19 protein-coding genes, 2 tRNA genes and 3 rRNA genes are annotated in these 23145 nt (G+C 61.2%); 14 read left to right on the top strand and 10 right to left on the bottom strand.

The window, feature by feature from the left end:
* Position 1 precedes the first annotated feature (1 nt).
* Positions 2–619, bottom strand: a complete 618-nt coding sequence (locus K8374_RS15265; RefSeq protein ID WP_224456264.1) for a tRNA-(ms[2]io[6]A)-hydroxylase — start codon at positions 617–619, stop codon at positions 2–4.
* Positions 620–774: 155 nt separating this feature from the next.
* Between K8374_RS15265 and K8374_RS15270 the strand changes: the two genes are divergently transcribed.
* Positions 775–1638: a universal stress protein gene (locus K8374_RS15270; RefSeq protein ID WP_224456265.1), complete on the top strand. Its 864-nt coding sequence runs from the start codon at positions 775–777 to the stop codon at positions 1636–1638.
* Between the two features lie 105 nt (positions 1639–1743).
* Here K8374_RS15270 and rrf read toward each other — a convergent pair.
* The 5 genes from rrf to K8374_RS15295 form a co-directional block, all read right to left on the bottom strand.
* Positions 1744–1859 (bottom strand): 5S ribosomal RNA (gene rrf / locus K8374_RS15275).
* A 127-nt stretch (positions 1860–1986) separates the two neighbouring features.
* A 23S ribosomal RNA gene (locus K8374_RS15280) occupies positions 1987–4878 on the bottom strand.
* Between the two features lie 241 nt (positions 4879–5119).
* Positions 5120–5195 (bottom strand) — tRNA-Ala (locus K8374_RS15285).
* A gap of 21 nt (positions 5196–5216) precedes the next feature.
* Positions 5217–5293, bottom strand: a tRNA-Ile gene (locus tag K8374_RS15290).
* Positions 5294–5378: 85 nt separating this feature from the next.
* Positions 5379–6915, bottom strand: a 16S ribosomal RNA gene (locus tag K8374_RS15295).
* Together the 16S, 23S and 5S rRNA genes with 2 tRNA genes alongside form the textbook arrangement of a ribosomal RNA operon.
* A gap of 576 nt (positions 6916–7491) precedes the next feature.
* Here K8374_RS15295 and rhtA point away from each other — a divergent pair.
* On the top strand, positions 7492–8379 hold the full coding sequence (gene rhtA / locus K8374_RS15300; RefSeq protein ID WP_224456266.1) for a threonine/homoserine exporter RhtA: 888 nt from the start codon (positions 7492–7494) through the stop codon (positions 8377–8379).
* 190 nt (positions 8380–8569) lie between these two features.
* Complete coding sequence (locus tag K8374_RS15305; RefSeq protein ID WP_196146725.1) at positions 8570–8851, top strand: hypothetical protein; 282 nt, start codon at positions 8570–8572, stop codon at positions 8849–8851.
* Positions 8852–8905: 54 nt separating this feature from the next.
* On the opposite strand, the gene K8374_RS15310 is transcribed toward K8374_RS15305, so the two are convergent.
* A complete protein-coding gene (locus K8374_RS15310) occupies positions 8906–10714 on the bottom strand; it encodes an aminopeptidase P family protein (RefSeq protein ID WP_224456267.1) in 1809 nt (602 codons plus the stop codon).
* 197 nt (positions 10715–10911) lie between these two features.
* Between K8374_RS15310 and K8374_RS15315 the strand changes: the two genes are divergently transcribed.
* Both K8374_RS15315 and K8374_RS15320 read left to right on the top strand, forming a co-directional pair.
* Positions 10912–12024, top strand: a complete 1113-nt coding sequence (locus K8374_RS15315; RefSeq protein ID WP_224456268.1) for a DUF3182 family protein — start codon at positions 10912–10914, stop codon at positions 12022–12024.
* The gene (locus K8374_RS15320; protein WP_224456269.1) at positions 12008–12778 is read left to right on the top strand and encodes an alpha/beta hydrolase family protein; all 771 of its coding nucleotides are present in this window, start codon (positions 12008–12010) and stop codon (positions 12776–12778) included. The genes K8374_RS15315 and K8374_RS15320 overlap by 17 nt, the downstream gene beginning before the upstream one ends.
* Here the strand turns inward: K8374_RS15320 and K8374_RS15325 are convergent.
* Complete coding sequence (locus K8374_RS15325; RefSeq protein ID WP_224456270.1) at positions 12757–13137, bottom strand: antibiotic biosynthesis monooxygenase; 381 nt, start codon at positions 13135–13137, stop codon at positions 12757–12759. The two genes, K8374_RS15320 and K8374_RS15325, sit on opposite strands and share 22 nt — an antisense overlap.
* An 87-nt stretch (positions 13138–13224) precedes the next feature.
* Here K8374_RS15325 and soxR point away from each other — a divergent pair, with 87 nt between their 5' ends.
* Positions 13225–13683, top strand: a complete 459-nt coding sequence (gene soxR, locus K8374_RS15330) for a redox-sensitive transcriptional activator SoxR (protein ID WP_084854734.1) — start codon at positions 13225–13227, stop codon at positions 13681–13683.
* A 6-nt stretch (positions 13684–13689) separates the two neighbouring features.
* Here the strand turns inward: soxR and K8374_RS15335 are convergent, their stop codons facing one another.
* A complete protein-coding gene (locus K8374_RS15335; protein ID WP_224456271.1) occupies positions 13690–14673 on the bottom strand; it encodes a GlxA family transcriptional regulator in 984 nt (327 codons plus the stop codon).
* Positions 14674–14755: 82 nt separating this feature from the next.
* Here K8374_RS15335 and K8374_RS15340 point away from each other — a divergent pair, with 82 nt between their 5' ends.
* Positions 14756–15313: a cysteine hydrolase family protein gene (locus K8374_RS15340; RefSeq protein WP_224456272.1), complete on the top strand. Its 558-nt coding sequence runs from the start codon at positions 14756–14758 to the stop codon at positions 15311–15313.
* Positions 15314–15318: 5 nt separating this feature from the next.
* On the opposite strand, the gene K8374_RS15345 is transcribed toward K8374_RS15340, so the two are convergent.
* Positions 15319–15882, bottom strand: a complete 564-nt coding sequence (locus K8374_RS15345) for a helix-turn-helix domain-containing protein (RefSeq protein ID WP_224456273.1) — start codon at positions 15880–15882, stop codon at positions 15319–15321.
* 83 nt (positions 15883–15965) lie between these two features.
* On the opposite strand from K8374_RS15345, the gene K8374_RS15350 reads away from it, so the two are divergent.
* The 7 genes from K8374_RS15350 (at position 15966) to K8374_RS15380 (ending at position 23124) form a co-directional block, all read left to right on the top strand.
* Positions 15966–16916: a DMT family transporter gene (locus tag K8374_RS15350; RefSeq protein ID WP_224456274.1), complete on the top strand. Its 951-nt coding sequence runs from the start codon at positions 15966–15968 to the stop codon at positions 16914–16916.
* Between the two features lie 150 nt (positions 16917–17066).
* Complete coding sequence (locus tag K8374_RS15355) at positions 17067–19982, top strand: monovalent cation/H+ antiporter subunit A (protein WP_224456275.1); 2916 nt, start codon at positions 17067–17069, stop codon at positions 19980–19982.
* Complete coding sequence (locus tag K8374_RS15360) at positions 19982–20326, top strand: Na+/H+ antiporter subunit C (RefSeq protein WP_084854729.1); 345 nt, start codon at positions 19982–19984, stop codon at positions 20324–20326. Before K8374_RS15355 ends, K8374_RS15360 begins: the two co-directional genes overlap by 1 nt.
* Entirely contained in the window at positions 20323–22002 is a 1680-nt protein-coding gene (locus K8374_RS15365) for a monovalent cation/H+ antiporter subunit D (RefSeq protein WP_224456276.1), read from the top strand. Before K8374_RS15360 ends, K8374_RS15365 begins: the two co-directional genes overlap by 4 nt.
* A complete protein-coding gene (locus tag K8374_RS15370) occupies positions 21999–22487 on the top strand; it encodes a Na+/H+ antiporter subunit E (RefSeq protein WP_224456277.1) in 489 nt (162 codons plus the stop codon). Before K8374_RS15365 ends, K8374_RS15370 begins: the two co-directional genes overlap by 4 nt.
* Positions 22484–22762, top strand: a complete 279-nt coding sequence (locus K8374_RS15375; RefSeq protein ID WP_084854726.1) for a K+/H+ antiporter subunit F — start codon at positions 22484–22486, stop codon at positions 22760–22762. Before K8374_RS15370 ends, K8374_RS15375 begins: the two co-directional genes overlap by 4 nt.
* Positions 22759–23124: a Na+/H+ antiporter subunit G gene (locus K8374_RS15380; protein ID WP_224456278.1), complete on the top strand. Its 366-nt coding sequence runs from the start codon at positions 22759–22761 to the stop codon at positions 23122–23124. The genes K8374_RS15375 and K8374_RS15380 overlap by 4 nt, the downstream gene beginning before the upstream one ends.
* The last annotated feature ends 21 nt before the right edge of the window (positions 23125–23145 follow it).

A 23145-nucleotide genomic window follows, 5' to 3' on the forward strand; every position in this document is an offset into this window, starting at 1 on the left:
TTCAGGCCGCTCGCGCCATGGGCACGCCACTGTGGAAACGCAGCTCCTGGTCGGCAGAGAGGATCAACTGCACTTCTGCCTCGCGTACCTGCTCCACCACACGTGCGATGTCCGCTTCGTCACCATATTGGTGAGCCAACTTCAGGTAGCCTTGGTAATGACGCGCCTCGCTTTTGAGCAGCCCGTGATAGAACGTCCCCAGTTCTTCGTCCAGGTGCGGTACCAGGGCCGCGAAACGTTCACAGCTACGGGCCTCGATGAAGGCGCCGACCACCAGGGTATCGACCAGCTTGACCGGCTCGTGTGCCCGTACCAGGCGCCGCAACCCAGAGGCGTAGCGCCCTGCCGAAACCGGCCGCAGCGGCACACCGCGGCGCTTCATCAAGCGCAGCACCTGCTCGTGATGGACCAGCTCTTCGCGGGCCAGACGCGACATCATGTTGATCAGGTCAATGTGCGTGTTGTACTTGGCAATCAGGCTCAAAGCCGTGCTGGCAGCCTTGAATTCACAGTTCTTGTGATCGATCAACAGGGTTTCCTGGTCGGCGAGCGCCGCTTCGATCCAGGCGTCAGGAGTCGGGCAGCCGAGGAAGGCGTCGATTTCGGGAATCAGGGACATAAGCTCATAAACTACAGGCCAACGGCAGGATCGGCGATTATACCGGGGGTGACGGCAATCGCCAGCGACTATGCTTGATACACATCAAGCGGCACTGCGCGCAACGCCGACTATAGTCAGGCACTGGCCGTCACTTACCAAGGGAGCTCACGCCCATGCAAGCCGTCCGCAGTATTCTCGTCGTCCTTGACCCCGAGCACGCCCACAGTCGCGCCCTCGCCCGGGCCAAACTCATTTCCGGCGTCACCGGTGCACGCCTGCACCTGCTGATGTGCGACAAGCGACAGGACCACAGCGCCTTGCTCAGCCTGCTCAGCAGCCAACTGCACGATGATGGATACGATAACGTCACCCATGAACAGGCCTGGCATGACAGCTTGCATGAGTCCATCATCGACGTACAGCAAGCCGAGGGCTGCGAGCTGGTCATCAAAGAACATCGCCCGGACAACCCCTTGCGCAAGGCACTGCTCACGCCCAGCGACTGGAAGCTGTTGCGCCAATGCCCGTGTGCAGTACTGATGGTCAAGAGCGAGCGCCCATGGACAGGCGGCGCGATCTTGGCGGCAGTAGATGTAGGTAACAATGATGAAGACCATCGCCGCCTGCATGCCAGCATCATTGACCACGGCTACGCCATAGCAGGGTTGGCCAAGGGGCAATTGCACGTCATCAGCGCCCACCCTTCTCCCATGCTCGCTGCATCCGACCCGATCTACCAGCTTTCGGAAACCATCGAGCAGCGCTACCGGGAAGCGTGCAAGGCTTTTCAGGCGGAATTCGATGTTCCCGACGACCATCTGCATATCGCCGAAGGGCCAGCGGATGTATTGATTCCTTATACGGAGAAGCAGCTCGATGCCGTGGTCACGGTAATAGGTACCGTAGCCCGCACCGGCATTTCAGGTGCCTTGATCGGCAACACTTCCGAGGTGGTGCTCGATTCGCTCGAAGGAGATGTACTGGTACTCAAGAGTGAAGAGGCTGTAGCGCACCTGGCGGAATTGGCGCGCAGTTAAAATCATTCGCTGTGCCCGGTCTGTAGTCCTGACGCCCCACCGTTTCAGCGACCGGAAAGACAAAACCCCTACCTGCTCGCGCAGATAGGGGTTTTGCGAAATGAATCTTGACGATGACCTACTCTCACATGGGGAAGCCCCACACTACCATCGGCGATGCATCGTTTCACTGCTGAGTTCGGGATGGGATCAGGTGGTTCCAATGCTCTATGGTCGTCAAGAAATTCTGTTGCCAGAACGTCCAGATGGACATGCCAGCCAATTCGGATATGTGAATTTGTGATGCAAACTTTCGGTTCGTTCGTCTTCACCACCGCAATTCGCAACAGCAAATTGCTTGGGTGTTATATGGTCAAGCCTCACGGGCAATTAGTATCGGTTAGCTCAACGCCTCACAGCGCTTACACACCCGACCTATCAACGTCGTAGTCTTCGACGGCCCTTCAGGGGATTCAAGATCCCAGTGAGATCTCATCTTGAGGCAAGTTTCCCGCTTAGATGCTTTCAGCGGTTATCTCTTCCGAACATAGCTACCCGGCAATGCCACTGGCGTGACAACCGGAACACCAGAGGTTCGTCCACTCCGGTCCTCTCGTACTAGGAGCAGCCCCTCTCAAATCTCAAACGTCCACGGCAGATAGGGACCGAACTGTCTCACGACGTTCTAAACCCAGCTCGCGTACCACTTTAAATGGCGAACAGCCATACCCTTGGGACCGGCTTCAGCCCCAGGATGTGATGAGCCGACATCGAGGTGCCAAACACCGCCGTCGATATGAACTCTTGGGCGGTATCAGCCTGTTATCCCCGGAGTACCTTTTATCCGTTGAGCGATGGCCCTTCCATACAGAACCACCGGATCACTAAGACCTACTTTCGTACCTGCTCGACGTGTGGGTCTCGCAGTCAAGCGCGCTTTTGCCTTTATACTCTGCGACCGATTTCCGACCGGTCTGAGCGCACCTTCGTACTCCTCCGTTATCTTTGGGAGGAGACCGCCCCAGTCAAACTACCCACCATACACTGTCCTCGATCCGGATCACGGACCTGAGTTAGAACCTCAAGGTTGCCAGGGTGGTATTTCAAGGATGGCTCCATGAGAACTGGCGTCCCCACTTCAAAGCCTCCCACCTATCCTACACAAGCAAGCTCAAAGTCCAGTGCAAAGCTATAGTAAAGGTTCACGGGGTCTTTCCGTCTAGCCGCGGATACACTGCATCTTCACAGCGATTTCAATTTCACTGAGTCTCGGGTGGAGACAGCGCCGCCATCGTTACGCCATTCGTGCAGGTCGGAACTTACCCGACAAGGAATTTCGCTACCTTAGGACCGTTATAGTTACGGCCGCCGTTTACCGGGGCTTCGATCAAGAGCTTCGCTTGCGCTAACCCCATCAATTAACCTTCCGGCACCGGGCAGGCGTCACACCCTATACGTCCACTTTCGTGTTTGCAGAGTGCTGTGTTTTTAATAAACAGTCGCAGCGGCCTGGTATCTTCGACCGGCATGGGCTTACGGAGCAAGTCCTTCACCCTCGCCGGCGCACCTTCTCCCGAAGTTACGGTGCCATTTTGCCTAGTTCCTTCACCCGAGTTCTCTCAAGCGCCTTGGTATTCTCTACCCGACCACCTGTGTCGGTTTGGGGTACGGTTCCCAGTTATCTGAAGCTTAGGAGCTTTTCTTGGAAGCATGGCATCAACCACTTCGTCGCCTGAAGGCAACTCGTCATCAGCTCTCGGCCTTGAAATCCCGGATTTGCCTAAGATTTCAGCCTACCACCTTAAACTTGGACAACCAACGCCAAGCTGGCCTAGCCTTCTCCGTCCCTCCATCGCAATAACTGGAAGTACAGGAATATTAACCTGTTTTCCATCGACTACGCTTTTCAGCCTCGCCTTAGGGACCGACTAACCCTGCGTCGATTAACGTTGCGCAGGAAACCTTGGTCTTTCGGCGTGCGAGTTTTTCACTCGCATTGTCGTTACTCATGTCAGCATTCGCACTTCTGATACCTCCAGCAAGCTTCTCAACTCACCTTCACAGGCTTACAGAACGCTCCTCTACCGCATCACCCTAAGGTGATACCCGTAGCTTCGGTGCATGGTTTGAGCCCCGTTACATCTTCCGCGCAGGCCGACTCGACTAGTGAGCTATTACGCTTTCTTTAAAGGATGGCTGCTTCTAAGCCAACCTCCTAGCTGTCTAAGCCTTCCCACATCGTTTCCCACTTAACCATGACTTTGGGACCTTAGCTGACGGTCTGGGTTGTTTCCCTTTTCACGACGGACGTTAGCACCCGCCGTGTGTCTCCCATGCTCGGCACTTCCAGGTATTCGGAGTTTGCATCGGTTTGGTAAGTCGGGATGACCCCCTAGCCGAAACAGTGCTCTACCCCCTGGAGTGATACATGAGGCGCTACCTAAATAGCTTTCGAGGAGAACCAGCTATCTCCGAGCTTGATTAGCCTTTCACTCCGATCCACAGGTCATCCGCTAACTTTTCAACGGTAGTCGGTTCGGTCCTCCAGTCAGTGTTACCTAACCTTCAACCTGCCCATGGATAGATCGCCCGGTTTCGGGTCTATACCCAGCGACTAAACGCCCTATTAAGACTCGCTTTCGCTACGCCTCCCCTATTCGGTTAAGCTCGCCACTGAATATAAGTCGCTGACCCATTATACAAAAGGTACGCAGTCACCTAACAAAGTAGGCTCCCACTGCTTGTACGCATACGGTTTCAGGTTCTATTTCACTCCCCTCTCCGGGGTTCTTTTCGCCTTTCCCTCACGGTACTGGTTCACTATCGGTCAGTCAGTAGTATTTAGCCTTGGAGGATGGTCCCCCCATGTTCAGACAAAGTTTCTCGTGCTCCGTCCTACTCGATTTCACTGGCAAGAGATTTTCGTGTACGGGGCTATCACCCACTATGGCCGCACTTTCCAGAGCGTTCCACTAATCTCAAACCAGCTTAAGGGCTGGTCCCCGTTCGCTCGCCACTACTAAGGGAATCTCGGTTGATTTCTTTTCCTCAGGGTACTTAGATGTTTCAGTTCCCCTGGTTCGCCTCTTGCACCTATGTATTCAGTGCAAGATACCTAGGTTATCCTAGGTGGGTTCCCCCATTCAGAGATCTCTGGATCACAGTCTGTTTGCCGACTCCCCAAAGCTTATCGCAGGCTACCACGTCTTTCATCGCCTCTGACTGCCAAGGCATCCACCGTATGCGCTTCTTCACTTGACCATATAACCCCAAGCAATCTGGTTATACTGTGAAGACGACATTCGCCGAAAATTCGCATTGATGCTCTTGCGAGCAACTCACAAATTTTACCTTAGCCTGATGGCCCACCAGTGAAAGTGGTCATCAGTCTATCTATCACATATCCGAATTTTTAAAGAACGATCTGACAAAAGTCAGAAATCAACATTCGCAGTGGAATGCTCATTTCTAAGTTCTGCAGGTAACTGTGCAGCAAAGCAAATGGTGGAGCCAAGCGGGATCGAACCGCTGACCTCCTGCGTGCAAGGCAGGCGCTCTCCCAGCTGAGCTATGGCCCCGTCGTCTCTGCACCCAGCGAATGGTAGGTCTGGGCAGATTTGAACTGCCGACCTCACCCTTATCAGGGGTGCGCTCTAACCAACTGAGCTACAGACCTATAACAGGGTCGCGTTACAGCATCGTCTTCTTCAAGGAATCAAGCAATTCGTGTGGGAGCTCATCAGCAGGCTGATGTCTTCGATTAAGGAGGTGATCCAGCCGCAGGTTCCCCTACGGCTACCTTGTTACGACTTCACCCCAGTCATGAATCACACCGTGGTAACCGTCCTCCCGAAGGTTAGACTAGCTACTTCTGGTGCAACCCACTCCCATGGTGTGACGGGCGGTGTGTACAAGGCCCGGGAACGTATTCACCGCGACATTCTGATTCGCGATTACTAGCGATTCCGACTTCACGCAGTCGAGTTGCAGACTGCGATCCGGACTACGATCGGTTTTGTGAGATTAGCTCCACCTCGCGGCTTGGCAACCCTCTGTACCGACCATTGTAGCACGTGTGTAGCCCAGGCCGTAAGGGCCATGATGACTTGACGTCATCCCCACCTTCCTCCGGTTTGTCACCGGCAGTCTCCTTAGAGTGCCCACCATAACGTGCTGGTAACTAAGGACAAGGGTTGCGCTCGTTACGGGACTTAACCCAACATCTCACGACACGAGCTGACGACAGCCATGCAGCACCTGTGTCAGAGTTCCCGAAGGCACCGATCCATCTCTGGAAAGTTCTCTGCATGTCAAGGCCTGGTAAGGTTCTTCGCGTTGCTTCGAATTAAACCACATGCTCCACCGCTTGTGCGGGCCCCCGTCAATTCATTTGAGTTTTAACCTTGCGGCCGTACTCCCCAGGCGGTCAACTTAATGCGTTAGCTGCGCCACTAAAATCTCAAGGATTCCAACGGCTAGTTGACATCGTTTACGGCGTGGACTACCAGGGTATCTAATCCTGTTTGCTCCCCACGCTTTCGCACCTCAGTGTCAGTATCAGTCCAGGTGGTCGCCTTCGCCACTGGTGTTCCTTCCTATATCTACGCATTTCACCGCTACACAGGAAATTCCACCACCCTCTACCATACTCTAGCTCGCCAGTTTTGGATGCAGTTCCCAGGTTGAGCCCGGGGCTTTCACATCCAACTTAACGAACCACCTACGCGCGCTTTACGCCCAGTAATTCCGATTAACGCTTGCACCCTCTGTATTACCGCGGCTGCTGGCACAGAGTTAGCCGGTGCTTATTCTGTCGGTAACGTCAAAACAGCAAGGTATTAACTTACTGCCCTTCCTCCCAACTTAAAGTGCTTTACAATCCGAAGACCTTCTTCACACACGCGGCATGGCTGGATCAGGCTTTCGCCCATTGTCCAATATTCCCCACTGCTGCCTCCCGTAGGAGTCTGGACCGTGTCTCAGTTCCAGTGTGACTGATCATCCTCTCAGACCAGTTACGGATCGTCGCCTTGGTGAGCCATTACCTCACCAACTAGCTAATCCGACCTAGGCTCATCTGATAGCGTGAGGTCCGAAGATCCCCCACTTTCTCCCGTAGGACGTATGCGGTATTAGCGCCCCTTTCGGAACGTTGTCCCCCACTACCAGGCAGATTCCTAGGCATTACTCACCCGTCCGCCGCTGAATCAAGGAGCAAGCTCCCGTCATCCGCTCGACTTGCATGTGTTAGGCCTGCCGCCAGCGTTCAATCTGAGCCATGATCAAACTCTTCAGTTCAATACTGCTTGGGTTTTTAAGAAACCCTAAACTTGGCTCAGCAATCTCAAATGACTATGTGATTTCTCGCATGGCCACTTGTGATGCTGATAATCTTGGCGACTATCAGACCGTACTCACAAGCACCCACACGAATTGCTTGATTCGATTGTTAAAGAGCGATTTGGTTAAGCGCTTTGCTCAACCGAGGCCGCGCATTCTACGCTTTCCTCAGGGTCTGTCAAGCGTTTATTTTGAAGTTTTTCGTTCAACTTCAACCGCTTAACGCGCTGCGATCTCTCGTAGCGGGAGGCGAATCATACAGCGTTAAAACCTGCTGTCAACTGCCTTTTTCACCGCTGCCGATCTGTGAGACCGAAGCCTTCCGATACTACCTGAAGCGTTCAACCCATTGAATCTCAAGGAGTTTTGCGTTTCGACTACGTCGGAAGTGGGGCGCATTATAGGCCCCTGAAACGGCACGTCAACCGTTATTTTCAAAAAACGTTATCAAACCGCTCTTGCCGACGACAGGGACCAATGCGCACTATAGTGCTCAGTCGTATCACTTCCATTTATAAGGATTACCCTCCTGCAATGAACAACCAGCCTCGCAGTCTGGCCGCCACGCTGTTTCCCATCGGCCTGCTGCTGATCGCCATGGCCTCGATCCAGTCAGGAGCCTCCCTGGCCAAAAGCATGTTTCCCGCTGTCGGAGCCCAAGGCACCACCGCCCTTCGCCTGGTATTCGCCAGCATCATCATGTTGCTATTGCTGCGTCCATGGCGTGCACGGATGAATGCCGCCACGCTACGCAGCGTCGTCATCTATGGCCTGGCACTGGGCGGTATGAACCTGCTCTTCTATATGTCCGTGCGTACCGTCCCGCTGGGTATCGCCGTGGCACTGGAATTCACCGGGCCACTGGCCGTCGCGATCCTGGCCTCGCGACGGGTGGTGGACTTCCTATGGATCGGCTTGGCGATCATCGGGTTGCTGCTGTTGATTCCTGTCGGCCAATCCGGCCAGGCCGTCGACCTGGTTGGCGCAGCCTACGCGCTAGGAGCGGGGGTGTGCTGGGCACTGTATATCCTCTATGGCCAACGCGCCGGTGCAGAACACGGCATCCAGACGGCCGCCCTGGGCGTGCTGGTGGCAGCGCTGTTCGTCGCGCCTATCGGCATCGCGCATGCCGGCAGTGCATTGCTCGCACCGGCCCTGATTCCGGTGGCCCTGGGCGTCGCAGTGCTCTCCACCGCCCTCCCCTACAGCCTGGAGATGGTCGCCCTGACCCGCATGCCCGCCCGCACATTCGGTACCCTGATGAGCATCGAGCCCGTATTCGCTGCGCTTTCAGGGTTGTTGTTCCTGGGGGAAGTCCTATCCCTTTCCCAATGGCTCGCCATCCTGGCGATTATCACCGCTTCCGTCGGGGCGACCTTGTCGATGCGCAAGGAGACCCCGACAGCCGTAGCGGCGGATTGACATGAGAAATATTTTCATTCGCTCGGACTTTTCCCATTGTCCCTCCAGCCTAGGCTGATTAAGCTGTCAAAAAAATTTGATCTTTACGCTATCTACTGTACAAGACAGGGACGTTGGGGAAATTCCAGGAAGAAAAGAGCGATAACGACGGGGCCAGGCATGCTGGTCGGCCCTGCATTTAAGGACAGGAATGAAACGTATTTTGCTCATCCTGGCCATCTTGGCCATTGCTGGATGCGCCGCCACCGCCAAGACCGAGGTGAAGCGGGGAAAGAAAGGGCTACATATCAATTGCTCCGGCCTCTCCTCCTCTTGGGAGAAATGCTACAGCAAGGCAGCCACGTCCTGCGGCAACCGCGGTTACAAGGTCATCGCCCGTTCCGGCGATGCGGACGAAGAACCGGGCGATTACCTGTTCGGTATCAATCCGGCCGGTTACACCAGCCGTAGCATGATCGTCCTGTGCAAATGAACTGAAAAGGGCAGCCGAACGGCTGCCCTTTTTCGTTGATGCCCGTCCGCCAGGTTAAATAGGCGCCGTTCGGGCCTCCAGCCAGGCCAGCGCCTCTCCTTGGAGCAAAGGCGCCAACCGCTCACGCACGGTCGCATGGTAGGCGTTGAGCCACTGGATCTCCTCCTGCCCCAACAGCTCGGGCAACAGGCAGCGCGTGTCGATCGGACAAAGGGTCAGGGTCTCGAACGCCAGGAAATCGCCAAAGGCGTTCTTGCCAACTTCCCGGTTGACCACCAGGTTCTCGATACGTACGCCCCAGGCTCCCGGCCTGTAGGTGCCTGGCTCGATCGAACTGATCATGCCCACCTGCATCGCCGTCTGCGGCAATGTTGCAGCCTGATAGGCAATGACCTGGGGCCCTTCGTGTACATTCATGAAGTACCCCACGCCATGACCGGTGCCATGGCCATAGTCGACCTGATCCGCCCAGATCGGCGCGCGGGCGATGGCGTCGAGCAGGGGCGAAAGAATGCCTCGCGGGAACCTGGCCCGCGACAACGCGATCATGCCCTTGAGCACCCGCGTGCAGTCCTGGCGTTGCTCGAGGCTCGGCGTGCCGACCGGTACCATCCGCGTGATATCAGTGGTACCGCCCAGGTATTGGCCACCCGAGTCGATCAACAGCAAGCCATCGCCCTCGATCACCGCATGGGATTGTTCGGTCGCCCGATAATGCGGCATGGCGCCATTGGCATTGAACGCCGCGATGGTGGAAAAGCTCAGCGACACGAAATCCGGCCGACGCGCCCGGGCTGCGGTCAACCGCTCGTCGATGGTCAGCTCGGTGATGGTTTCCTTGCCCAGGTTCGCCTCGAACCAGGCGATGAATTCGCATAACGCGGCGCCATCGTGCTCCATGACCCGGCGGATATGCACCAAGTCATCCTCGCTCTTGCGCGATTTGCTCAAGGTGGTGGGGTTGGCGCCCTCGACCAATTGCACGCGCCCATCCAAGTGCCCCAGCAAACCACAGGTGACGCGCGCCGGATCCACCAGCAGGCGGCTGCCCGGCGCGATCCTGCCCAGGGCCTGGCCCACATCGGCATAATCGCGAACCTCGATGCCATCTGCCGCCAATACCTGTCGCAGATGCTCATCGACCTTGTCCAGCCCAACGAACAGGGTCGCTTGTTCCTGCCCGATCAGTGCGAAGGAAACGAACACCGGGTTGTAGGAGACATCACTGCCCCGCAAGTTGAACAGCCAAGCGATGTCATCGAGAGTGGCGAGGAAATGCCAATCAGCGCCTCGCTCAACCAGCGTGCGACGCAACTCGACGAGCTTCTGCGCACGGTTGACGCTGGCATGGGGTGGCAGGTGCTGGTAGACCGCATTGCCCGGTAGTGCCGGCCGGTCATCCCACACCTTGCCCAGCACGTCCAAGTCGGTGCGCAGCCGCGCCTCCTTCGCCCTGAGGCGCTCCTCCAACAGCCGGGCGGACGCCAGGGCCATGACCGCACCATCGACGGCAACCGTGCCCTGGGGCTTGATATGTTCGCCAAGCCATTCCAGCGCTCCGGGCTGCCCAGGCAGCAGCTTCATGAGTTCGATGCCACTGCCGGCGAGTTCGTGCTGCGCTTGCTCCCAATAGCGGCTGTCGGCCCAGAGCCCGGCAAAGCCCGCCGTCACTACCAGGGTGCCCACCGACCCATGGAAGCCGGACAGCCATTGCCGCCCCTGCCAGTGCCCCGGCAGGTATTCGGACAAGTGGGGATCGGCCGAGGGCACCAGGAGGGCATCCAGCCCGTCGTTGGCCATCACCTCGCGCACACGTGCCAGGCGGGCCTGCACGCTTTGCTGAATCGGGGACTGACTGTTCATACGCACTCCTGCGGATACACCTTCGACTATTCCAGGGCGCTGATAATGGAACAGCCGGCCAAGCGCCGCAATCACGACGAGGTACGCAATGTTTCCCGGCCAACGATTCGAGCCACCTGCCACCGATCGACTGCGCTGAACTTTGGCCGGCCAAGCGGCTTCAGACACCATACATACCTAGCGGACACCTATCGCCCATGCCCCGACCCCGTGATCCGAAGACCGCCGTCGTACTGCTCGATACCCGCGAGCACACGCCCGACCACGAGCACGCGGTCCATCTCAAGCTCCTCGATTACCTGGCGCGCCTGCTCGGCATTGGCAAGGCCACGCCTGACCAGCACCCTGGTAGCGACGATCGCTACTACTACCTACCGACCGAAACCCTGGTCGACCCGCAGCGCTACCGCCCCCTGGGGATCGTGGACGAGCACGACCTGTTCGGCGGCCTGGTCACGCACCCCTTCATGGCCACCAAGGCCATTTCCCACCCTCTGCTAACCGGGGCGAGCTTCCCATCAGGTTGGACCGATGCCTTCGCCCGCGACGCCCGCGACGCCCTGTTGCGCGGCTACACGGTGTTCAGCAAGACCGATGCCCGGCAGGCTGCGGCCTTGCTCCTGCGCGAGGGGCCGATCCGGGTCAAGCCAGTGCTGGCCTGCGCCGGGCGGGGGCAGGAGGTGGTCGAGCACGCCGAGGACCTGGAGCCATTGCTGGCGCAGATGGACGACGCAACACTGGGGCTTGTCGGGCTCGTGCTGGAAGAGAACCTGGACGACGTCGAGACCTATAGCGTGGGCCAGGCCTGCGTCGGCGACCAGGTGTGCAGCTACTATGGCACCCAGCGCCTGACCTGCGATCATCAGGGCACCGAGGTCTATGGCGGTTCTGACCTGGTCGTGGTGCGAGGCGGCTATACGTCCCTGCTGCAGCTACCGCTTGAAGAACACCTGCGCCTGGCCATCAACCAGGCCATGACTTATGAACGCGCCGCGCAACGGCACTTTCCTGGCTTCATCGCTTCCCGCCGCAACTATGACATCGCCCGCGGCCGAGATCACCGGCAGCGCCTGCGCAGCGGGGTGCTGGAACAGTCCTGGCGCCTGGGTGGGGCCAGCAGCGCCGAGATCCTGGCCCTGCAGGCCTTCGCCGACGACCCGGCCCTGCAACGGGTGCATGCCTCGAGCCATGAAGTCTTCGGCCTTTCCGAACTGCCTGCCGACGCCACACTTTTCTACCAGGGAAACGACAGTGAACTCGGACAACTCAGCAAGTATGCACGGATACGCCACCATGACCATCCAGAGTGAATCAGTCGAGCTGCAGGTCGAGGACGACCGGATCGCCGGCACCGTGGTCAGCCCAGGCAGCAAGATGCCGGGCATTCTCTTCGTCCACGGTTGGGGCGGCAGCCAGCAACGCGACCTGGCCCGGGCACGCAACATCACCGGGCTTGGCTGCGTATGCATGACCTTCGACTTGCGCGGCCACGAAAAGACCGAAAGCCAGCGCCTGACCGTCACCCGCCGACAGAACCTGGGCGACGTGCTGGCCGCCTACGACCGGCTGGCCAACCACCCCGCCGTGGACCCGGGCGCCATTGCCGTGATCGGCAGCAGCTATGGCGGCTACCTGGCGACCTTGCTGACGACCCAGAGGCCTGTCAAATGGCTGGCCCTGCGGGTGCCGGCGTTGTATTGGGACGATGACTGGGAAACGCCCAAGCAGGCCCTGGATCGGCAGCGCCTGAACAGCTATCGCCAGCGTATCCTGGGCCCTGCCGATAATCGGGCCCTGGCCGCCTGTGCCGAGTTCGGCGGTGACGTGCTGCTGGTCGAGTCCGAAAACGACGACTATGTGCCGCACAATACGCTGATGAGCTATCGCTCGGCGTTCGTCGCGGCCCACTCGCTGACCCACCGTATCGTCGACGGCGCCGACCATGCCCTTTCCAGCGAGGAATGCCAGAAGGCCTACAGCGCCATGCTCGCGTCCTGGATCGAGGAGATGGTCATAGGCGCACGCCTGGACCGCTACCCGCATTACGCTCCCTGGTACGCCTGAGGCTCGCCCACCTGGCACTGCAACTCGCCATCGGCGCCTCGCACAAGGCTGCGCAGGGTCTGGTAGGCAGCGAAATTGATGCCCCGCGCCTGGTGCTGGCACAGCAAGTCGAGGAACGGCTCCTCCACGAAGCAATCTGCCGCCGCAGCCCACGCCTGGCGTGATTGCCATTGCAGGTACTGCAATACTCGACTGCCATCGTCGCTGGCCTGGATACTGACCGCCAGCAGCCCCTCGCAACGCGCCGCCAACGCTTCGCTGCGCACCACCAAGGCCTCGGCCAGCGCCTGCTGCCGGATCGTTGGCACTTCGTATTCGATCATCTGGGTGAACCATAAGGTCGTGGGCTGGGCCGCCATGGACTGTCTCCTTGCTCCGGACGCTTGCAGCGCGATGGTTTGCAGGGTAAAACCTCGACTTAAGTCAAGGTCAAGGAATTTCTTCCCATGCCAGGCAAAACGCCCTCTTGCGAAGAAAAGCTGCTGAGCGTCGGCCAACTGGCCGCACGCAGCGGCGTTGCCGTCACGGCGCTGCATTTCTACGAGACCAAGGGGTTGATCCACAGTATCCGCAATGCGGGCAACCAGCGCCGCTATCCCAGGGCCACGCTGCGCCGGGTGGCGGTGATCAAGATGGCCCAGCGCCTGGGCATCGCCCTGGCCGACATCGCCCAGGCCCTGGACACCCTGCCCAGGGACCACACGCCCAGCGCCGAAGACTGGGGCCGGCTATCGGCGCGCTGGCGTGACGACCTCAGCCGGCGGATCGACGAACTGATCTTGCTGCGCGATCAGCTGGACGGCTGCATCGGCTGCGGCTGCCTGTCGTTGAAGGAATGCCCCCTGCGCAATCATCACGACCGCCTGGCCGAGCAGGGCCCCGGCCCGCATCCACCCGCCCATTAGGAGATGTCAGGGCTGGGCGATGAAGCGTCGCCGGTAATCGCTGGGGGTCGACCCGACGATACGCTGGAACACCTTGCGAAACGCGCCCGGGTCTTGGTAGCCCACGCCCCAGGCGATCTGGTCCACGCTGCGTCGAGTAAACTCCAGCAACCGGCAGGCCCGCACCACGCGCACCTGTTGGCAGTACTCGGTCGGCCGCAGCCCGGTGGCCGCGCGGAAGCGGCGCAGGAAGGTCCGCGGCTCGAGGCCGGCGCATAACGCCATGCTGGCCAGGTCGGCCTCTTGCGCCCCGTTGCCCTGTAGCCAATGCTGGACCTTGAGCACCGCTTCGTCACCATGGTCCAACCGCGGGCTGAAACGCGCGCCCGGCAAAGCGCTGGCCAACGGCTCCACGGCCAGGTAACGGGCAGTTTCCCGGGCCAGGGTCGCACCGAGGAAACGCTCCAGCAAGCGCAGGCCAAGCTCGGTCCAGGCCATCAAGCCGGCCGATGTCACGATGTCGCCGTCATCGAGCAGCGGCTGGTTGGCCTCCACCCGCACCTTGGGGTAGCGCTCGCCCAATGCCTGCGCATAGTTCCAGTGGGTGCTCGCCGCTCGCCCATCGAGCAGGCCGCTGGCGGCAATGAAGAACACCCCGATGCACACCGAAGCGAGCACGGTGCCCTGCCCATGCCATTGGCACAGGGCAGTACGGTGACGCTCGAGCAACGCAGGGGCCGGTGCCGACTCCAGGCTCGGCGGGATCACCAGGGCACGCAGCGCATGGCGAGGTTGCGCCAGGCTGTCATGGATGGCCTGCAACTGCCCTTCATCGTCGACCTGCCAATGGCTGACACGCAGGCGTGGCAGGCTGCCTTCGCCCAGCTCGGCGGCGACCCGGTTGGCCACCGTGAACAGGTCCGTCAGGCCGTGCACGGCGGCGCCTTGCGCCCCTGGATAGACCAGAACACCGATTTCCAGGGTAGCGGGGCTGTCAGTTTTTGCCGTCATTGTGTCGATCGCGCCAATCCCAGGGAACATCGCCCAAGCCTATAACTATCTTCAACCAACCACTACTGCCACAGGAGGCAGCATGAGCAAGCAGGCCCTGATCATCATCGACATCCAGAACGACTACTTCCCCGGCGGCAAGTGGACCCTCGACGGTGCCGACAGCGCCGCCGACAACGCGGCTCGCCTGCTGGACGCGGCCCGCAGCCGGGGCGACCTGGTGGTACACGTGCGCCATGAATTCGAAAGCGCCGACGCGCCATTCTTCACGCCGGGCTCGGAGGGTGCGCAGATCCATCACAAGGTAGCGCCGGCCAGCGGCGAAGCCGTGGTCACCAAGCACCAGGTCAATGCGTTTCGCGATACCAACCTCAAGGCCCTGCTGGACCAACATGACGTCCGGACCCTGACCATCGTCGGCAGCATGAGCCACATGTGCATCGACGCGGCCACCCGCGCGGCGGCCGACCATGGCTATCAAGTGGCAGTAGCCCACGATGCGTGCGCGACCCTGCCCTTGGACTTCGCCGGCAAGCAGGTCCCCGCAGCGCAGGTCCAGGCGGCCTCCATGGCGGCGCTGGCCTTCGCCTATGCCCGGGTCGAGAGCACCGAGCAATTGCTCGCCGAATACCGCCGCTAAAGCGCTCAGATCACCACGTTGCGCACGAACCGCGTGGGCTCGCTGGCATCGTTGCGGTACACGTACCGGCAGTTGCTGGGGAATACATGGAACTCGCCCGCCTGCAAGCGCAGCTTACGCCCTTCGATGACCAGCGTCAGGCAGCCGGCAGCCACGTAGATCTGCTCGCTCCAACCCTCGGCGTCGGCTTCGCTGGCGTAGGATTCGCCCGGCGCCAGGGTCCACTCCCAGAGCTCGACCTCACGCCGGGCCGGACTGCTGCCCAGCAGGATGGCCTTGCTCCCGGCATGCTCGCCGGCCCAGGCCAGCTCGTTTATACGGCTGGGGTCACGTCGGTCGGGAGCCTGGATGAGCGTGCTGAACGCCACACCCAGGGCTTCGGCGATCAGGTCGAGGGTGGTGAGGCTGACATTCTTTTCGCCCGCCTCGATGGCTACCAACATTCGCCGGCTGACCCCAGAGCGCTCGGCCAGTGCCGTCTGGCTCAGCCCGGCAACGCTGCGTAACTGGCGAACGTTCTGGCTGACATGTTGCAGCACCGATGCCCGGTGCGAAGAATCTTTGTGCACTATATTGCTCACAGGTAGGGATTGCGCAGTATACTGCCCACTTTGCGGCGATTGTGCGCCGCCCCTGTCGAGTAAGCAAGCCCATGAGCCAGCCCAGCCTGCCCACCCAATCCGCCGTCTCCTTGCGTCTGAGCAAGGCGGAACTGGTGCTGGTATTCATCACCATGCTCTGGGGTGGCACCTTCCTGCTGGTGCACAATGTCATGACCGTCAGTGGCCCGATGTTCTTCGTCGGTCTGCGCTTTGCCGCGGCCGCCGTGTTCGTCGGCCTGGTGTCGGCCCGCTCGCTGCCGGGGCTGACCTTCACGGAGCTCAAGGCCGGCATGCTCATCGGTGTGTCGATCATGCTCGGCTATGGTTTGCAGACCATGGGCCTGCAAACCATCAGCAGCAGCCAGTCGGCCTTCATCACGGCCCTCTACGTGCCCTTCGTACCCCTGTTGCAATGGCTGGTACTCGGCCGTCGCCCCGGCCTGATGCCAAGCCTTGGCATCTGCCTGGCGTTCGTCGGGCTGGTGCTGTTGGCCGGCCCGAACGGTGGCACCTTGCATTTCAGCGAAGGCGAGCTGGTCACCCTGGTCAGTGCCGTGGCGATCGCTGGCGAAATCATTCTCATCAGCCGCTATGCCGGCCAGGTCGATGTGCGCCGGGTCACCGTGGTGCAACTGGCGACCGCCTCGGCCCTGGCCTTCCTGATGATCGTTCCGACCCAGGAAGCCCTGCCGGGCTTCTCCTGGCTGCTGCTTTGCAGCGCCCTTGGCCTGGGGGCGATGAGCGCAGTGATCCAGGTGGCGATGAACTGGGCGCAGAAATCCGTTTCGCCCACGCGAGCCACCCTCATCTATGCCGGCGAGCCGGTCTGGGCGGGCGTCGTCGGCCGCATCGCCGGCGAGCGCCTACCGGGCGTCGCGCTGCTAGGAGGCCTGCTGATCGTGATTGCCGTAGTGGTCAGCGAACTGAAGATCCGCCGCGCCAGCCAGGCCCCAGTGGTACAGGAACGCGAAGAGCATCCAGAGCGCGAACCGGGCCTGTGAAGCGCCGGACAGCAGCTATGCTTTGAAAAAAACTGTTATAAAAAAACAGCCTGTCACGCCGCATTTAGAAGATCGTGCAGCCGCTTGCGTGTTGGTGATCACCCGTGCGGCACGTATGATCTTTGCCAAACTTCTCCAGATTAGAACGCTATGTCCTTGATAGTGCTATTGCTTCTGCCGTTCGTGGGCAGTTGCCTGGCAGCTGTGCTGCCGCACAACGCACGTAACGCAGAGTCCATTCTCGCCGGGCTCGTGGCCCTGGCTGGCACCATCCAGGTGGCGTTGATGTACCCGCAGGTCGCCCACGGCGGCGTGATTCGCGAGGAATTCCTCTGGCTGCCGAGCCTGGGGCTGAATCTGGTGCTGCGCATGGACGGCTTCGCCTGGCTGTTCTCCCTGCTGGTGCTGGGCATCGGCACCCTGGTGTCGCTGTACGCACGCTACTATATGTCTCCCCAGGACCCGGTGCCGCGCTTCTTCGCGTTCTTCCTGGCCTTCATGGGCGCCATGCTCGGGGTGGTGATCTCCGGCAACCTGATCCAGCTGGTGTTCTTCTGGGAACTGACCAGCCTGTTCTCCTTCCTGCTGATCGGCTACTGGCACCATCGCAGCGATGCCCGCCGCGGTGCCTACATGGCGTTGATGGTCACTGGCGCGGGCGGCCTGTGCATGCTGGTGGGGGTGCTGCTGCTCGGCCATGTGGTCGGCAGCTACGACCTGGACAAGGTCCTGGCTGCCGGCCAGCTGATCCGTGAGCACACGCTGTACCCGGTGCTGCTGCCCTTGATCCTGATCGGCGCGCTGAGCAAGAGCGCGCAGTTCCCCTTCCAGTTCTGGCTGCCCCACGCCATGGCGGCCCCCACCCCGGTTTCGGCCTACCTGCACTCGGCCACCATGGTCAAAGCCGGCGTATTCCTGCTGGCACGGCTGTGGCCGGTGCTCTCGGGCAGCGAAGAATGGTTCTGGATCGTCGGCGGGGCCGGTGCCCTGACCTTGCTGCTGGGCGCGTTCGCGGCAATGTTCCAGAACGACCTCAAGGGGCTGCTGGCCTATTCGACCATCAGCCATCTGGGCCTGATCACTCTGCTGCTGGGCCTGAACAGCCCGCTCGCGGCCGTGGCGGCCGTGTTCCACATTCTCAACCATGCCACCTTCAAGGCTTCGCTGTTCATGGCCGCTGGCATCATCGACCACGAAAGCGGCACCCGCGACATTCGCCGCCTGAGCGGTTTGTTCCGCCTGATCCCCTTCACCGCCACGTTGGCCATGGTGGCCAGCGCTTCGATGGCTGGCGTGCCCTTGATGAACGGTTTCCTGTCCAAGGAAATGTTCTTCGCCGAAACGGTATTCATCTCGTCCACCGCCTGGGTCGAGACCGCATTGCCGGTGATCGCCACCCTGGCCGGCACCTTCAGCGTGGCTTATGCGCTGCGCTTCACCGTCGACGTGTTCTTCGGCCCTACCGCCCAGGACCTGCCGCACACACCCCACGAGCCACCCCGCTGGATGCGCGCGCCCGTGGAGCTGCTGGTACTGACCTGCCTGGTGGTGGGGATCTTCCCGGCGCAATCGGTCGGCCCGCTGCTGGCTGCCGCCGCGCTACCCGTGGTGGGCGGCACCTTGCCTGAATACAGCCTGGCCATCTGGCACGGCTGGAACGCCCCACTGATCATGAGCCTGATCGCCATGAGCGGTGGCATCGTGCTCTACCTGCTGCTGCGTGAACAACTGCGCCGTGGCCGCTTCCCACACCCGCCGCTGATCGAGCGCTTCAACGGCAAGCGCCTGTTCGAACGCGGCCTCGTACACCTGATGCTGCTGGCCCGTCGCATCGAAAGGCTACTGACCACCCGGCGCCTGCAGAAGCAGCTGTTCATGCTGACCCTGGCCGCGTTCATCGCCGGCCTCATGCCGATGCTCTACAGCGGCCTGAGCTGGGGCGACCGGCCAAAGATCCCGGGTTCGGGCGTGTTCGTCGCACTCTGGCTGATCGCCATCGCCTGCGCCATCGGTGCAGCCTGGCAGGCCAAGTATCACCGCTTGGCAGCCTTGATCATGGTCAGCGTATGCGGCCTGATGACCTGCATCACGTTCGTCTGGTTCTCGGCACCGGACCTGGCCCTGACCCAGCTCGCCGTCGAGGTGGTGACCACGGTGCTGATCCTGCTCGGCCTGCGCTGGCTGCCGCGACGGATCGAAGGTGTCTCGCCCCTGGCGGGCACCCAGGAGCGCGCACGCCTGCGGCGCCTGCGCGACCTGTTGCTGGCCGTGCTGGTCGGCGGTGGCATGGCCCTGCTTTCCTACGCCATGCTGACCCGGCCGACGCCCAACGACATCTCGTCGTTCTACCTGAGCCGGGCACTGCCCCAGGGCGGCGGTACCAATGTGGTCAATGTCATGCTGGTGGACTTCCGCGGCTTCGACACCCTGGGCGAGATCACCGTGCTGGTGGCCGTGTCCCTGACCGTGTTCGCCCTGCTGCGGCGCTTCCGCCCGCCGAAGGAAAGCATGCAATTGCCTGCCCAGCAGCGCCAGCTGGCACCGGACGTGGTCACCGACCTGATCAACCCGCGCCACGCCACCGACACCGCCCTTGGCTTCATGATGGTGCCTGCGGCCCTGGTGCGCCTGTTGCTGCCGATCGCCCTGCTGGTGTCGATGTACCTGTTCATGCGCGGCCATAACCAGCCTGGCGGCGGCTTCGTCGCCGGGCTGGTGATGTCGGTGGCGTTCATCCTCCAGTACATGGTCGCCGGCACCCAGTGGGTCGAGGCACAGATGAGCCTGCGCCCGCTGCGCTGGATGGGCACAGGGCTGCTATGCGCCACCTTGACCGGTGCCGGGGCAATGGTCCTGGGTTACCCGTTCCTGACTACCCATACCGCCCACCTGCACCTGCCGCTGCTCGGTGACCTGCACGTGGCCAGCGCGCTGTTCTTCGACATCGGCGTCTACACCGTCGTGGTCGGCTCCACGCTGCTGATCCTCACCGCCCTGGCGCACCAGTCGGTGCGCGCCCATCGCCCGGGCAGCCCATCCAAGTCCAGCCAAGCAGGAGCCGCCTGATGGAAGAAGTCATTGCCGTGGCCATCGGTGTCCTGGCCGCCTCCGGGGTCTGGCTGATCCTGCGTCCACGGACCTACCAGGTCATCATGGGCCTGTGCCTGTTGTCCTACGGCGTCAACCTGTTCATCTTCAGCATGGGCAGCCTGTTCATCGGCAAGGAGCCGATCATCAAGGACGGCGTACCCCAGGACCTGCTCAACTACACCGACCCCTTGCCCCAGGCGCTGGTGCTCACTGCCATCGTCATCAGCTTCGCCATGACCGCGCTGTTCCTGGTGGTGCTGCTGGCCTCGCGCGGGCTGACCGGCACCGACCACGTCGACGGCCGGGAGCGTGAAGAATGAGCGGGTTGAACCAACTGATCATCGCCCCGATCCTGCTGCCACTGGTGACGGCAGCGTTGATGCTGCTGCTTGGCGAGAAGCGACGCCCGCTCAAGGGCCGTCTGAACCTGTTGTCGACCCTGGCGGGCCTGGGCATCGCCGTCACCCTGCTCGGCTGGGTACGCAGCCAGGGGCAGGCCGAATCCATCGGTGTCTACCTGCCGGGCAACTGGCCAGCGCCGTTCGGCATCGTCCTGGTCGTGGACCACCTGTCCGCGTTGATGCTGACCCTTACCGGCATCGTCGGCGTCAGTGCACTGCTGTTCGCCAGGGCTCGCTGGGATGGCGCAGGTGCCAGCTTCCACGCGCTGTTCCAGATCCAGCTCATGGGCCTGTACGGCGCCTTCCTGACCGCTGACCTGTTCAACCTGTTCGTGTTCTTCGAAGTGCTGCTCGCTGCCTCCTACGGCCTGCTGCTGCATGGCTCGGGGCCGGCGCGGGTCAAGGCAGGCCTGCACTATATCGCCATCAACCTGTTCGCCTCGTCGCTGTTCCTGATCGGCGCCGCCATGCTCTATGGCGTGACCGGCACCTTGAACATGGCCGACCTGGCGTTGAAGATCCCCCTGGTACCGGAAGCCGATCGGGGTCTGCTGCACGCGGGCGCGGCGATCCTGGCCATGGCATTCCTGGTCAAGGCCGGCATCTGGCCGCTGAACTTCTGGCTGGTACCGGCCTATGCCTCGGCCAGCGCACCGGTGGCGGCACTGTTCGCCATCATGACCAAGGTCGGCTTGTATACCGTGCTGCGCCTGTGGACCTTGCTCTTTTCCGGCCAGGCCGGCGCATCGGCGCATTTCGGCGGGCAGTGGCTGGTCTATGGCGGGCTGGCGACCCTGGCGGTCGCCGCAGTGTCGATCCTGGCCGCCCAGCGTCTGGAGCGCCTGGCCGCACTGAGCATTCTCGTTTCGGCCGGCACCCTGCTGGGGGCTGTCGGTTTCGGCCAGCCGATCCTTACCGGCAGTGCACTGTTCTACCTGGTGAGCTCGACACTGGCCCTGTGCGCACTGTTCCTGCTCGCCGAGCTGGTAGAGCGCTCGCGTTCAGCCAACGAAGCGCCCCTGGACGACGAGGAAGATGCCATCCCCCCTCCCCTGGAGTCGCTGCACCCGCCCAAGGGCATCAACCTCGACGACGAACAAAAGGCCGTGATCGGCCAGGTCATTCCCTGGACCATGGCCTTCCTGGGCCTGAGCTTCATCGCCTGCGCCCTGTTGATCATCGGCATGCCACCTTTGTCGGGCTTCATCGGCAAGCTGAGCCTGATCAGTGCGCTGTTCAACCCCCAAGGCCTGGGCACGCCGAACGATGAGCCTTTGTCCGCTACCGCCTGGGGCCTGGTGGCCCTGTTGATCCTCTCCGGCATGGCCTCGCTGATCGCCTTCGGACGGGTCGGCATCCAGCGTTTCTGGAAGCCCGAGGAGCGCCCCTCGCCACTGCTGCGCCGCTATGAATGCCTGCCCATCGTCCTGTTGCTGGGCTTGTGCATCCTGCTCAGCATCCAGGCCGAACCCTTGCTGCGCTACACCCAGGACACGGCGGCCAGCCTGCAGGCACCCGATACCTATATCGATGCCGTGATGGCGACCCGTCCGCTGCCTGGCCCAACCACCCTCGATGCGCAGGTGCAGCCATGAAGCGACTGTTCCCCGCCCCGCTGCTGTCCGTGTCGCTGTTCGTCCTGTGGCTGTTGCTGAACCTGTCCATCAGCCCAGGCAACCTGCTGCTCGCGGCGGTCCTTGCGACCCTGGCGCCGGTGCTGATGACCCCGCTGCGCCCTCAGCACGCTCATGTGCGTCGGCCGTTGGTGGTCGCCCGGCTGATTGGCCGGGTGGGCCTCGATGTCCTTCATTCCAACCTGTTGGTGGCGCGCAGTGTGCTCATGGCCGGCAGACGCTCGCCACGTTCGGCCTTCGTGCATATTCCTTTGGCCCTGCGTGACGCCCATGGCCTAGCAGCGTTGTCGATGATCACCACGGTGGTACCTGGCACGGTCTGGTCGGAGCTGGCGCTGGACCGCAGCGTCCTGCTGCTGCATGTGTTCGACCTGGAGGACGAAGCGGCTTTCATCGAGCACTTCAAGCACACCTACGAACGCCCGCTGATGGAGATCTTCGAATGACTGGCCTGCTCGCCAACGCCATTCTCGCCAGCCTGTTCATCTTCGCCACTGCCATGGCCCTGGCGCTGGTCAGGCTGTTTCGCGGCCCCAGCGCCCAGGACCGGGTCCTGGCACTGGACTACCTGTACATCCTCGGCATGCTGATGATGCTGGTGCTGGGTATCCGCTACGCCAGCGATACCTACTTCGAAGGCGCCCTGCTGATCGCCCTGTTCGGCTTCGTCGGCTCGTTCGCCCTGGCCAAATTCCTGCTGCGCGGCGAGGTGATCGAATGAACGAAACCCTGGAGTTGCCATTCTGGCTGGAACTGATCACTGCACTGCTGTTGCTTGGCGGCAGCCTGTTCGCCCTGATCGGTGCCCTCGGCCTGCTGCGCCTGAAGGACTACTTCCAGCGCATGCACCCACCTGCCCTGGCTTCGACCCTCGGCGCCTGGTGTGTCTGCCTGGCTTCGATCCTGTATTTCTCGTGGGTCAAGCAAGGCCCGGTGCTACATGCCTGGCTGATTCCGGTCCTGCTGTCCATTACCGTGCCCGTGACCACGCTGCTGCTGGCCAGGGCTGCCCTATTTCGCAAGCGCATGTCCGGCGAGCCGGTGCCTGAAGAGGTGAGCAGCGGGCGAGACCACGGCAACTGAGGCTGGTCGCCTGGGGCAAGC

This window comes from Pseudomonas sp. p1(2021b) (genome assembly GCF_020151015.1).
GTDB classification, from domain to species: Bacteria; Pseudomonadota; Gammaproteobacteria; order Pseudomonadales; family Pseudomonadaceae; genus Aquipseudomonas; species Aquipseudomonas putida_K.